This is a genomic window from Rhizobium sp. BK212, from assembly GCF_014197475.1.
Classification (GTDB): Bacteria; Pseudomonadota; Alphaproteobacteria; order Rhizobiales; family Rhizobiaceae; genus Rhizobium; species Rhizobium anhuiense.
The window spans coordinates 232,093-245,097 of the sequence record NZ_JACIFS010000007.1 but is presented as its reverse complement, the minus strand read 5'-3'; the positions used below and the strand labels follow the sequence as shown (position 1 = coordinate 245,097).

The 13,005-nt window shown below is 61.3% G+C and carries 11 protein-coding genes; 6 read left to right on the top strand and 5 right to left on the bottom strand.

Going from position 1 to position 13,005, the window contains the following annotated elements; translation table 11 throughout:
• Positions 1-71: 71 nt before the first annotated feature.
• On the bottom strand, positions 72-1,565 hold the full coding sequence (locus FHT79_RS22470; protein ID WP_183904136.1) for a TRAP transporter large permease subunit: 1,494 nt from the start codon (positions 1,563-1,565) through the stop codon (positions 72-74).
• A gap of 21 nt (positions 1,566-1,586) precedes the next feature.
• The gene (locus tag FHT79_RS22465) at positions 1,587-2,126 is read right to left on the bottom strand and encodes a TRAP transporter small permease subunit (protein ID WP_063475307.1); all 540 of its coding nucleotides are present in this window, start codon (positions 2,124-2,126) and stop codon (positions 1,587-1,589) included.
• A gap of 326 nt (positions 2,127-2,452) precedes the next feature.
• On the opposite strand from FHT79_RS22465, the gene FHT79_RS22460 reads away from it, so the two are divergent.
• The 6 genes from FHT79_RS22460 to FHT79_RS22435 all read left to right on the top strand — a co-directional run bounded on the left by FHT79_RS22460 (position 2,453) and on the right by FHT79_RS22435 (position 9,223).
• A complete protein-coding gene (locus FHT79_RS22460) occupies positions 2,453-4,756 on the top strand; it encodes an EAL domain-containing protein (protein ID WP_183904135.1) in 2,304 nt (767 codons plus the stop codon).
• 144 nt (positions 4,757-4,900) lie between these two features.
• A complete protein-coding gene (locus tag FHT79_RS22455; RefSeq protein WP_047616349.1) occupies positions 4,901-5,653 on the top strand; it encodes a hypothetical protein in 753 nt (250 codons plus the stop codon).
• Positions 5,654-5,896: 243 nt separating this feature from the next.
• A complete protein-coding gene (locus FHT79_RS22450; protein WP_047616350.1) occupies positions 5,897-6,121 on the top strand; it encodes an aa3-type cytochrome c oxidase subunit IV in 225 nt (74 codons plus the stop codon).
• A 153-nt stretch (positions 6,122-6,274) separates the two neighbouring features.
• Entirely contained in the window at positions 6,275-7,423 is a 1,149-nt protein-coding gene (locus FHT79_RS22445) for a Re/Si-specific NAD(P)(+) transhydrogenase subunit alpha (protein WP_183904134.1), read from the top strand.
• Complete coding sequence (locus FHT79_RS22440) at positions 7,423-7,821, top strand: proton-translocating transhydrogenase family protein (RefSeq protein WP_003542949.1); 399 nt, start codon at positions 7,423-7,425, stop codon at positions 7,819-7,821. Before FHT79_RS22445 ends, FHT79_RS22440 begins: the two co-directional genes overlap by 1 nt.
• 7 nt (positions 7,822-7,828) lie before the next feature.
• On the top strand, positions 7,829-9,223 hold the full coding sequence (locus FHT79_RS22435) for an NAD(P)(+) transhydrogenase (Re/Si-specific) subunit beta (protein WP_097595173.1): 1,395 nt from the start codon (positions 7,829-7,831) through the stop codon (positions 9,221-9,223).
• Positions 9,224-9,286: 63 nt separating this feature from the next.
• Here the strand turns inward: FHT79_RS22435 and FHT79_RS22430 are convergent, their stop codons facing one another.
• From FHT79_RS22430 to FHT79_RS22420, 3 genes are all read right to left on the bottom strand, one after another.
• Positions 9,287-9,769: a DUF992 domain-containing protein gene (locus tag FHT79_RS22430; protein ID WP_183904133.1), complete on the bottom strand. Its 483-nt coding sequence runs from the start codon at positions 9,767-9,769 to the stop codon at positions 9,287-9,289.
• 97 nt (positions 9,770-9,866) lie between these two features.
• The gene (locus FHT79_RS22425) at positions 9,867-11,519 is read right to left on the bottom strand and encodes a sensor histidine kinase (RefSeq protein WP_183904132.1); all 1,653 of its coding nucleotides are present in this window, start codon (positions 11,517-11,519) and stop codon (positions 9,867-9,869) included.
• A 528-nt stretch (positions 11,520-12,047) separates the two neighbouring features.
• Complete coding sequence (locus FHT79_RS22420) at positions 12,048-12,917, bottom strand: tetratricopeptide repeat protein (RefSeq protein WP_183904131.1); 870 nt, start codon at positions 12,915-12,917, stop codon at positions 12,048-12,050.
• Between the last annotated feature and the right edge of the window lie 88 nt (positions 12,918-13,005).

The following is a 13,005-nucleotide window of genomic DNA, read 5'->3' as shown; positions in this document are numbered from 1 at the left end:
AGCTCGGCAGTTGAGATGAACGCAATGGCAGAACCCCGGATTTCCGTCCGGGGTTTTGTTTTTCTGGGCTGCTATTTGGCGGGTGGCGGCGGTGCTCCGGGCAGGCCGTTCAGTGGCGGCAGGGTCAGGCCGGGGATCTGCGGTGAGCCGTTGCCGCCGCCGCCCAGCGGCGGCAGGCCGAGCTGGCCGCCGAAGCCCGGGACTTCGATCTTGATCGAGTTCGGATCGACCTTCGGGCCGCGATCCAGCCAATAGGTTACCGATTGCGGCCAGAAAATCACGATCGCCACCAGGATCAACTGCATGCCGACCCAGGGGAGTGCGCCCATGTAGATATCCGAGGTCTTGACGTCCTTGCTGGCGATCGAGCGCAGGTAAAAGAGCGCGAAGCCGAAGGGCGGGTGCATGAAGCTCGTCTGCATGTTGACGCAGATCAGCACGCCGAACCAGATCAGGTCGATGCCGAGACTGGAGGCGACGGGAGCGAGCATCGGGATGACGATGAAGGCGATCTCGAAGAAATCGAGGAAGAAGGCGAGCACGAAGATGAAGATGTTGACGAAGATCAGGAAGCCGACCGGGCCGCCTGGTATGCCCGACAGCATGTGCTCGATCCAGCGCGAGCCGTCCATGCCCTGGAACACAAGGCTGAAACAGGTGGAGCCGATGAGGATCATCACCACCATCGAGGTGATATGCGTGGTCGATGTCATCGCCTCGCGGATCAGCGGCCAGGTGAGGCGACGATTCATGGCGGCGAGCAGCATGGCGCCGACAACGCCGAGCGCGCCGGCTTCGGTCGGCGTCGCAAGGCCCATGAAGATCGTGCCGAGCACCAGGAAGATCAGCACGATCGAGGGCACCATGCCCATCAGGACCTTCACGAGCAGCGCCCAGTTGAAGTCGCCGCGCACCTCCTTCGGCAGCGGCGGCATCGACTTCGGCCGAATGATCGACATCACCAGGATGAAGAGCACGAAGATAGTCACCTGCAGGATCGAGGGACCGATCGCGCCGAGATACATGTCGCCGACCGACCTGCCGAGCTGGTCGGCGAGAACGACGAGCACGAGCGAGGGCGGGATCACCTGGGTGATCGTGCCCGAGGCGGCGATGACGCCGGTGGCAAGGCGGGGACTGTAGCCGTAGCGCAGCATGATCGGCAGCGAGATCACCCCCATGGTGATGACGGAGGCGGCCACCGTGCCAGTGATGGCGCCGAGCACGGCGCCGACGAGGATGACGGCATAGGCGAGGCCGCCGGGTATGCCACCGAAGAGCTTGCCGGTGCCTTCGAGCAGATCCTCGGCCAGCCCGCAGCGCTCCAGCACCGCGCCCATGAAGGTGAAGAAGGGGATGGCGAGCAGCAGGTCGTTGGAGACGATGCCGAAGAAGCGCAGCGGCAGAGCCTGCAGAAAGACCTCGCCGAAATGGCCGGTGACGATGCCGATAATGCCGAAGAACAGGCCGACGGCGGCGAGCGAAAAGGCGACCGGAAAGCCGTAGAGCATGAAGATGACCATGCCCAGGAACATGGCCGGCGGGATAATGCCGAAATCAAACAAATCCGTTTCTCCCAGCCCGCGCTACTGCAGCGGCTTTTCGTATTTCATATCGATGCTGATATGGCCGGTAAGGGCTGCGATCCGCTTGATCAGTTCGGAAATGCCCTGAAGTGAAAGCAACCCGAAACCGGCGACGAGGACCAGCTTGACGGGCCAGCGGATCAGCCCGCCGGCATTGCCCGATATTTCCCCCTGCTGGTAGGAAAGCGCGAAGAAGGGCCAGCAAATCCAGGTGAGGAAGATGCATGCGGGAAGGAGGAAGACGATAAGGCCGACAATGTCGATCCAGATCTTCGCCCTGTCGGAAACCGAGCCATAGATCAGATCGACGCGGACATGCTCATTGTTGCGCAGCGCATGCGAGGCGCCGAGCATGACGACGAAGGCGAAGAGATACCACTGGATCTCAAGCCAGCCGTTCGAACTGTAGTTGAAGGCATAGCGGACGATGGCGTTTCCGGCGCTGATCAGACAGCAGAACAGCACCATATATTCGGAAATTTTGCCCATGAACTGGCTGATCGAGTCGATCAGCCGACTGGCGGCCAGAAGTACCGACATTTTCTCCCCTTGTTCTTATCCTGCCGGTTTTCCGGCAGTTTTCCCTTTGCAACCGATGTAGACTACGGCCTTTGAAATTGGAAGGATAAATGGCTGGCCTTGGAGTATAGTCTTATCCGCGCCGGTCGTGCTTTAGGAGCGTCGAATATTTCGACAACCCAGGCGTGGATAAATTATTTCAATAAACTCGCGAGAAGGATGCATTATCTCGCGTAGGCTGTGCTGTTCATCCTCTGGTTTTAGAAAATTTGACCAAATGTTTGATTCCATTGAAATCAATTTTTAAAGGGTTGGGCTTAGAATTCCCGCGCACAGGGAAAGTGTGGATGAAGCCAGATAACCCGAACAGGGTCCCTATAGATGTGTATCTGTCGTTTGTGAGTTCCCTTTCCGGGAATCGCATGACGCTTCTTGCTGGCGTGATCGTGCATGTCGCCACGTGCCTTGCCGTTGCCGCCAAGACGCAGTTCTTCGTCTATATCCCGCTGGCGGCCGCCTTCCTTCTGGTCTTCTGCGTTCGCATGGTCATCTTCCGGCAGTTCGATTGCGTCGACAAGGAAAGCCTGTCGCGCGCCGGAATAGAGCGTTGGGAGCGGATCCTGGTTGCCGGTGCGGCCTGCACCACCGCCTTGCTTGGCATCGCCAGCGGCTATGCCATCTTCGTCGTGCACGATTCCTTTGCGGAGCTTGCCTGCATTGCCGTCACGATGGCGACGATGGTCTCCGTCGTCGGCCGCAATTACGGTTCACGCCTGGCGGTCGACCTTCAGACCTTCTCCTGCTGTCTGCCGATGATCGTCTGCAGCCTGTTGGCGCTGGATTTTTATCGCGGCCTGCTGTCGATCTTCCTCATTCCCTTCTGGCTGACGACGCGGGCGATGGCAAACGGCGTGCGCGAGTTCCTCTATGAGAATGTCATCGCGCGCCGGGAAATCACCATCATCGCCGACCGCTTCGATACGGCGCTCAACAACATGCCGCATGGCCTGGTCATGGTCGATGCCGAAAACCGTATCCAGGTCGTCAATCGCAAGGCCTGCGAGCTTCTGAAGATCGGTGCGCCGGAGCGGTTGAAGGATCGCGACCTCGGCGCCGTGCTGCGCTATGGCGCGCGCTACAGCTTCATGGACGCTTCGCAGCCGGAGCTGATCCTGCGTCAGCTCACCCAGGTTGCCGAAGGTAACCTGTCGCGCACGCTCATTCATTTCCCCGAGGGCCTGTCGCTCGAATTTTCCGCCAGCCGTAGGGCCGATGGCGGCGCCGTGCTAATCTTCGAGGACGTGTCGAGCCGGGTGAAGGCAGAGCAGAAGATCATGCACATGGTCCGCTTCGATGCGCTGACCGGCCTGCCGAACCGCGAATATTTCGGGCAGCTAGTGCAGGATTACCTCGGCAAACATCAGAGGAAGTCCGGGCCACTCGGCTTCATGGTCCTCGATATCGACGAGTTCAAACATGTCAACGACATGCGCGGCCACGTCACCGGCGACCATCTGCTCTGTGCCATCGCCGCCCGCATCAAGCAGGCCTCCGGCAACGCCATCCTCGGCCGGCTGATGGGAGACCAGTTCATCCTGTTCTTCCCGCATGCCAAGGAGCCGGCTTCGCTCGACATCGAGATTCGTCGCGTGCACGCCGCGATCCAGGGTCATTATGAGGTCGACGAGCTGACCTTCCTCGTTTCGCTCAGCGCCGGCTACGCGATCCTTGAAAGCACCGCTTTTGCGATGGATGAATGGAGCGTCAAGGCGGATCTGGCGCTGTTTGAAAGCAAATCGCGCTTCAGGGGCGGCATATCAGGCTTCGAGCGGGAGATGGACGGCCGTTATATCGAGCAGCAGAAGCTGAAGGCGGATCTGCGCGACGCAGTGTCGGCGCAGGCGCTGCATCTGGTCTTCCAGCCGATGTTCCGGGCCGACGGCTCGCGCATCGAATGCGCGGAGGCATTGGCGCGCTGGGTGCATCCGGAGAAGGGCTCCATCCCGCCCGACGTCTTCATCCGGCTCGCCGAAGATATGGGCATCATCTCCGACATCACCCGTTTCGTCCTGTTCAAGGCGTGCAGCGAATGCATGAACTGGCCGGACCATATCGCCGTCTCGGTCAACCTCTCGGCGCGGGATCTGCGCGATGCCGACATCCTTGCGGTGGTTGCCGATGCGCTTGCCCATTCCGGCCTCGATGCGGCGCGGCTGCATCTCGAAATCACCGAGAGCTGCCTGATCGACGAGCCGGCGGCGGTACGCGCCATCCTGGCGGAGCTCAGGGCTCGCGGCATCACCATTGCCATCGACGATTTCGGTACCGGCTTCTCCAGCCTCAGCTATCTCGACACGCTGCCGCTCGATATCGTCAAGATCGATCGCTCCTTCGTGCGTAACATCGTCGAGGATACCCGCCGGCTCAAGCTGTTGCGCGGCACCGTCCATCTCGCCCGCGAACTGGGCCTGAAGATCGTCATCGAGGGCGTCGAGACCGAGGAGCAGCTCGCACTGCTCAACAAGCACCGCAGTGCCGATCTTGTGCAGGGCTACGTTTTCTCGCAGCCTGTGCCTTCCCAAAATATCCCGCTGCTGCAGCAGGGCATCGGCCGCCGCGTCGTTCAACGCCGTCGCAACAAAGTCGCCTGAGCGCTCTTCATCGGCCGATTTTCTCCACTGAAAGTCACGCGCCGCGTTAACCTTAACAATTTAAAAACGGCCGAAATTATCGGATTTCCTTGCCTAAATTTCACTGGCGTATGATTAATGATCCGTTAACGAGCGGATCGAGAAATGTCAGAAACACTGTTCAAGCGTAGCGATTTCAGCACAAAGATTTTGGAAATTTTGGATCATGTCGAGTATCGCCGCGTCGAAAGCAGCGAAGACATGGAAGAGGTGGAACGGTTGCGCTACAAGGCCTACAAGGCCCATGACGTGCTGGCGCTCGCCCCGAAGGGGCTGCTTGACGATAGCGATTTCGACAGCCACGCCTATATTTTCGGACTGTATTATTATGGTGAGCTGGTCAGTACGATCCGGGTTCATTATGTGACACCCGAGCATCGCCTCAGCCAGTCCGGCGGCGCCTTCCCCGAGGCGATGGACGAGCTTCTGGATGCAGGACTGACCCTGATCGATCCGGCGCGTTTTGCGGCCGACCCCGAGCTCACCGCCGATCTGCCCTGGATCCCTTATCTGACGCTGAGGCCGACCATCGTGGCGGCAGCGTATTTCCGTGCGGACCGCGTTCTTCAGTTCGTTCGGCCGCCGCATGCGGCTTTTTACAAGCGGGTCTTCTACGCCGATACGGTCGTTCCCGGCCGGCTGGCCAAGAATTACGGGATCGACATGACGCTGATGGCGACGAATGTGATCGAGGTGGGGCGCAAGCTGTTGACGCGTTATCCCTTCTTCATCTCCAGCGCCAGCGAGCAGCGCATGATGTTTTCGCGCAATCCCAACGACACCTTGCCGCCGCTCACCATCATTCCGACGGCACGCTTCGTGCCGCAAGGCGAGCTCGGCACCGACCTGCCGCTGTGATTTGTCCTTGCCCCGACGGAGGGACGATGTCCGCGGGGCCGATGAATTGGGCGACGAATGCAGAGATATCAGCCGCTCTTCGGGCTCTTTCCGGGCCTCTGACATAGTGGTTGTCAGCCGCGCCTGCGGCATTCTCATGCATTGCGCTTTCGCCTGTCATTGTGTAATCCCTGCACGTAAGGACTTCCCTCGCAAGAGCGGGGGAATCAGGCAGCGCAGAGGCATTTCAGGGAGACGATATTTATGGCCGAACATCATACCGGACCGGTCGAGACCGGCGCGCCGATGGATTACAAGGAACATGAAAAGACCTACGACATGTTCATCGCCGGCGCGAAATACGGCTCGATGCTGCTCATCGTCCTCCTGCTTGCAATGACAGCCGGTTTCTTCGGCGGTGCCGGTCTTTTGGGCGGCCTCTTCGTCTTCATCATTCTTCTCGCCATCGGCATCGTCCTGCTCCGCTAATCGCGTAGATTCGGAGGGTCAGAGCGTCCTTTGTGCGTCCGAAAGGTGCACGGCGCTCTGAGGGAGGAGAGCTTCTCCGAAGCTTTGTGAACTAGGTGCTTGGCCCGCGCAGGCTAGCCTGTGGCGGTCCGGCTGACCCGGAGGAGGGGGCAGTTGGGCAATATTGTTTTTGTTGCGAGAGAAATTGAGGGCGAGGAGACGCGTGTCGCCGCCTCCGCCGAGACCGTGAAGAAAATGAAGAGTTTCGGCTTCGACGTTGTCGTCGAAGCCGGCGCCGGTGCGGCTTCCCGCATTCCGGACGGGGAGTTCGAGGCTGCTGGGGCCAGGATCGGCAGTTTTGCCGATGCGGCCTCCGCCGACGTGGTGCTGAAGGTGCGCCGTCCCAGCGGATCGGAAATCTCAGGCTATAAAAGCGGTGCTGTGGTCATCGCCATTATGGATCCCTACGGCAATGACGAAGCGATCGCGGCTCTGGCAAGTGCCGGGCTTTCGGCTTTCGCAATGGAGCTGATGCCGCGCATTACCCGCGCCCAGTCCATGGATGTGCTTTCGTCCCAAGCCAATCTCGCCGGCTACCAGGCCGTCATCGAGGCGGCTGGTGTCTATGACCGCGCCATGCCGATGATGATGACGGCGGCCGGCACCGTCCCTGCCGCCAAGGTCTTCGTCATGGGCGCCGGCGTCGCCGGTCTCCAGGCGATCGCGACCGCGCGTCGTCTCGGCGCGGCGGTCTCAGCCACCGACGTTCGCCCCGCTGCCAAGGAGCAGGTCGCTTCGCTCGGCGCCAAGTTCATCGCCGTCGAGGACGAGGAATTCAAGGCGGCGGAAACGGCTGGTGGCTACGCCAAGGAAATGTCCGCCGACTATCAGGCGAAACAGGCGGCTCTGGTAGCCGAACATATCGCCAAGCAGGATATCGTCATCACCACCGCGCTGATTCCCGGTCGTGCGGCGCCGCGGCTCGTTTCGCGCGCCATGCTTGCCGGGATGAAATCAGGGGCGGTCGCCGTCGACCTTGCGGTCGAGCGCGGCGGCAATATCGAGGGCGTCGTCGCCGGCGAGATCGCCGATGTCGAAGGCGTCAGGGTGATCGGTTTCGCCAATATGCCGGGCCGGGTTGCGGCCAGCGCCTCGGCGCTTTACGCCAAGAATCTCGTCACCTTCCTCGAGACCATGGTCAACAAGGAAACCAGCCGCGTCGTCGTCAATCTCGACGACGAGCTGGTCAAGGCGACGATGCTGACCTATGCCGGCGACGTGGTTCATCCCGCCTTCGGCGGCGCGAAGAAGGGAGACATCTGATGGCCAGTGAAGCAATGGACAGAGCGCTGGAGCAGCTCGACCAGGCGGTGACCGCCGTCATCACGGCGGCGGCCCAGGCACCGGAAGCGGCAAGTGCTGCGACCGGCGGGGCGATCGATCCTTTCGTCTTCCAGCTCGCCATCTTCGTATTGTCGATCTTCGTCGGCTATTACGTCGTGTGGTCGGTGACGCCGGCACTGCATACGCCGCTGATGGCCGTCACCAATGCGATCTCCTCCGTCATCGTCGTCGGCGCGCTTCTGGCGGTCGGCATCTCCACAAGCGGGCTTGCGACCGGCTTCGGTTTCGTCGCCCTCGTGCTCGTCTCGGTGAACATCTTCGGCGGCTTCCTCGTCACGCAGCGGATGCTTTCGATGTACCGCAAGAAGGACAGGTAAGGGACCGATGACCAATATCGCAGCCTTTCTCTACCTCGTCTCCGGCGTTCTCTTCATCCTGGCGCTGCGCGGCCTGTCGCATCCGGCCACCAGCCGCAAGGGCAATCTCTACGGCATGATCGGCATGGGGATCGCAATCCTGACGACGCTCGTGCTGGCCACGCCGAATTTTGGCGGCTTCGTGCTGATCGTCCTCGGCCTCGCCATCGGCGGCAGCGTCGGCGCCTATGTCGCCCGCACCATCGCCATGACCTCGATGCCGCAGCTCGTCGCCGGTTTCCATTCGCTGGTCGGCCTTGCGGCCGTACTGGTCGCGGCCTCCGCACTCTATACGCCTGCCTCCTTCGGCATCGGTGAGATCGGCCACATTCACACCGAGGCGCGTGTCGAAATGGCGCTCGGCGTGGCGATCGGAGCGCTGACCTTCACCGGCTCGATCATCGCCTTTCTGAAGCTCGACGGCCGCATGTCCGGCAAGCCGATCCTGCTGCCCTACCGGCATGTGATCAATGCCAGCCTGCTGGTGCTGATCGTGCTCTTCATCATCGGGCTTGCCGCCACCGAAAGCCATTTCGACTTCTGGGCCGTCGTGGCGCTGTCGCTGGCGCTCGGCGTTCTGCTGATCGTGCCGATCGGCGGGGCCGATATGCCCGTTGTCGTCTCGATGCTGAATTCCTACTCGGGCTGGGCTGCGGCCGGGATCGGCTTCACGCTCGGCAATCTGGCGCTGATCATCACCGGCGCGCTTGTCGGCTCCTCCGGCGCGATCCTCTCCTACATCATGTGCAAGGGCATGAACCGCTCCTTCGTCTCCGTCATCCTCGGCGGTTTCGGGGGTGAGACGGCCACCGGCGGGCCGGACACATCCGACAGGACGGTGAAGCTCGGCTCGGCCGAGGATGCAGCCTATCTGATGGCGAATGCTTCAAAGGTCATCATCGTGCCGGGATACGGCATGGCGGTCGCCCAGGCCCAGCATGCGCTGCGTGAACTCGCCGACAATCTGAAGAAGAACGGCGTCGAGGTGAAATATGCCATCCATCCGGTCGCAGGCCGCATGCCCGGCCACATGAACGTGCTGCTCGCCGAAGCCAACGTTCCTTATGACGAAGTCTTCGAGCTCGAGGACATCAATTCGGAATTCGCTCAGGCCGATGTCGCCTATGTCATCGGCGCCAATGACGTCACCAATCCGGCGGCGCGCGACGACAAGACCTCGCCGATCTACGGCATGCCGATCCTCGATGTCGACCGGGCAAAGACCTGCCTCTTCGTCAAGCGCTCGCTCGGCTCGGGCTATGCGGGTATCGACAATACGCTGTTCTACAAGGACGGCACGATGATGCTGCTCGGTGACGCGAAGAAGATGACCGAGGATATCAACAAGGCGATCGCGCATTGATCGACAAAGATGCAGCCGCCCTCGGGGCGGCTGTTCGATTTGCGGCAGATCTGGCTGCTTTCCTCAGGTCTCGCCCGGCACAAGCGTCATCTTCTCGACGCCGATCGCCAGATTCAGGCCTTCCTGGGCCTGGACGTTCAACGGCTGCAGCATGAAAGCCTTGTTGGTGCCACCGGCAATGACCTTGGCGCCGGCGCCCGCACCGATGCTCGCATCGGCGCCGATGCCGTAATATTCGCCGGCAAGGGCGAATTGCGGGATATCCGTGCCGGTCTTTGCCAGCACCTGCCAGATCATGACGCTCTTGCCGGTCTGGCCGATATCGAGCCCGAATTTCTCGATCTTTCCGGCATAGACCGCCTTGGCGCCGCCGGATGCCGGTGTGTAGGTGCAGATGAGGTTCTTCTGCGAGGTGACGATCAGACCCTGGCCGCCATCCGATCCGCAGACCAGACGGCCAAGCGTGATATAGTTTTCCGCGCCCGCCGGGCTCGCCCAGGCAGCGGCCGTCAGTGCCGCGGCTGCGATCATGATTTGCTTGAACATGGTCTTTCTCCTTTGGAACGACCTGTCCGAAACGGGTGGAAATAGCGATTGTTCCGGGCGCAGAAGTGACAGCGCGTCTGCGGAGACGCGCGGCGCTCTATTCCCGCTCCAGCGTGGCGCGTTGCGCCGTCAGCACCCACAGCAGACCTTCGGGGCGGAAATCGATCTCAACCGTGCCGCGGAAGGCGGCGGCGGCATGGGCTTTGATCACGGTCGTGCCGAAGCCCGAGCGTGATGGCTCGGTGACCGTCGGGCCGCCTTGTTCCTCCCAGGAGAAGCGGAGCAGCGCATCCGGCTTGTCTTCCTCCCTGATATCGCGCCATTCGAAGCGGACGCGGCCTTGCGGCACCGAGAGCGCGCCGTATTTCACCGAATTGGTGGCGAGTTCATGCAAAGCGAGGCCGAGATTCTGCACGGCATCCGGCTTCAGCACGAAGTCTTGCCCGCTGATGTCGATCTGCTCGCGCGATTGCGGGAAGGCCTGCAGATGAATGTCGACCACCCGTCGCAGCGACACCCCGCCCCATTGCTCGCTGGTCAGGAGCTCGATCGAACGCACCAACCCCTCGAGGCGGTCGGCGACGGCGGCGCGGAAGGTCTCGACGCTGTCGGACTGCTTGGCGAGCTGGCGCATCATTGCCTGGGCTAGCGTCAGAAGATTCTTGGTGCGGTGGACGAGCTCATGCATGACGAAACGCAGCCGATCCTCGGTCTGGCTGCGATCGAAAGAGGCATTCGAAAGAGCAATCGCCACCTGGTTCGCTTCGATGACGCTGGTCTCGACCGGCGAGACGATATGGCCTTCGCCCATGCGGTTCGCCATTTCGGCGATATCGCGGATGGTGGTGCGCACCTGCCTTGCGACGGCATAGGCGCCCAGCACGGCGACGAGCACCAGGGCGACGCCGCCGATGATGAGGAAACGCCAGGTGCTGAGGATCGAAGCCTGGGCGATCGGTCCCCAGATCACTGTCTTCCACGACCAACCGGGGATTTGGGCATAACCGAGGAGCATGTGCGGCAGGATCGTCTCGTCCCGAAAGACGCCACGCGGCGCGGTGAGTGCCGGCAGGATGCGCGGATCGAAGGCCGTGCCGGGTTCTAGATTGGCGGGGCCGGTGGCCGCGACGACATGGCCGCTGTCATCGATGACGGCGGCCGACCAGCCGGTTGCAAGACCCTCGGTGGTCACGAGCTTGCGCAGATCCTTGGCATCCTGGGTAATGATGAGGGCAGCAACGGGATCGTTCTTCCGCGGCAGGGTAACGTTATAGACCCAATCGCCGCTGGTCCGGCCGCGAAAGACGTCCGATGCTTCGATGCGACCGGAAGCCATGACCGCCTCGAGGGCAGGCATGTTCGCCATCTTGTCGAGCGGTGTGCCGAATGCCCGGCGTGTGTTCAGCAACTGCTGGCCGCTGCGATCGACGGCGATGACGAAAAGCGTATTGTCTCGAAGGGCCGTTTCGGTGCGTTGGTGGAAGGCGGCGAGATTGCCATTTTCCAGTTCTGGCGAGCTGGAAAGCAGCCGCAGCGTCGTTGCCATATCCTGAAGCTGGCGATCGATGATGCGCGAAAGGGCGAGCGCATCCTGGGCCGTCTCGCGCCTCAGCGCCGAGCGCTGGTTGTCTTCCAGCTGCAGCAGAAGCAGCGTCACAAAGGCGAAGATCGGCAGTGCGATCGCCACCGCCATGGCGACGAGGTAGGTGCCGATCGAGGCTTTGGGAAAGAACAGTGCGACGATCTTCATCTGCCGCGCCACATGACGTGGGCTACGGCATAATTCCTTAAATCGGATCGATCTACCTGTACAATTATGCAGCCATTCACAGGGTGACTGCATCCTTTACGCGTCTGAAAAGACGCGCGGCGCCGGAATGCGCGTGGCCCGCAACGGTTTTCGCTTGCGGCCAGGAAAGCAAAGATCCGCATCTCTCGCAAACCGCCCCCAACACGTGTTCGAACGCCCGATAGCGGGCTATCGAAGCAGGGCCATGTTAGGGGGAGCAAGAGCAGGTTGCAACATACTATGACACGCGATCGATGACGAAGGACGCTTTTTCCGGCGTCTCCTCTGAAGGCGGTGCGTGGCTGCTTTTGCGTCGGGATCGCTTCCGCCGCCCGGCGCGGCACGATATCACATCGATGATATCCGAAGCGATGCTGGCCGAACATTCGTTTGGATCATCAGGGCCTTGGCTGGCATTCCCATAGGCGGCGCGATCTACATGAGCTGTTGCGGGCCGCCCGATTGTTTCGGGCCACCCAATTCATGTCCTTAGCCGGCTGGGGCAACGCCGACACGGGCAAGGCCGTCGCGCGCCGGCTGGTATTTGGGATCGAGGCCGATGGCGTGGCGATAGGAGCGGGCGGCCTTCGCCTTGTCACCGCGACGTTCGTAGACGAGCGCCTGGTTGGCCCAGGATTCGGCGATGTTGCCGTTGAGCTCGATCGCGTGGTTGAAATCGGCGAAGGCGTTGTCGTCGTCGTTCAGCGCGAAATAGGAAATGCCGCGGCCATTATAAGGTTCGGGCGAATTCGGCGCGAGCGAGATCGCTTTCGAGAAATCGTCTATCGCCTTGTCCTGCTGATTGCGCTTCTGATAGATCAGGCCACGATTGTGATAGGCGCGGCCGTCGGTGGTGCCGAGCTGGATCGCCTTGTCGAAATCGTTGAATGCCTGATCGTCCTGGCCAGCCATGCGGTAGACATTGCCGCGGCCGATATAGGCGACGTCGTAGCTCGGATTGATCTGCAGGGCGGCATTGTAATCGCCAATCGCCTGAGCCTGCTGGCCCATGTTGCGATAGACAAGGGCGCGGTTGGCGTAGGCCTGGAAAAACCGCGGATTGATCTGCAGCGCCGTGTTGAAATCGTTCAACGCTTGGCGGAACTCGCCGGCGCGGCCATAGGCGGAGCCGCGGACGTTGTAACCTTCTGGATCTCTCGGATTGGCATTGATAACAGCCGTCAGCGAAGCGATGTTCTCTTCCGAACCTTGCGCCTTGTCGATGCGGATCACGGCATCCGAGGTGTTGGTCGTCTCGCAGCCGGCGAGGCCGAACATCGCCGCCAGCGCCAAGGCGGGCAGGAATGCGGTTTTCTGCAAGCGCAAAGCGCGGGACGGATTGAAGGTGTTGACAGCCATTCGGGCTCGCTTTCCCCATGCGGCATATCCGGTGCGCGGATATGCGATCCTCAGCGGCAAACTAAAAAGGCGGCGGCGAACCCATCGC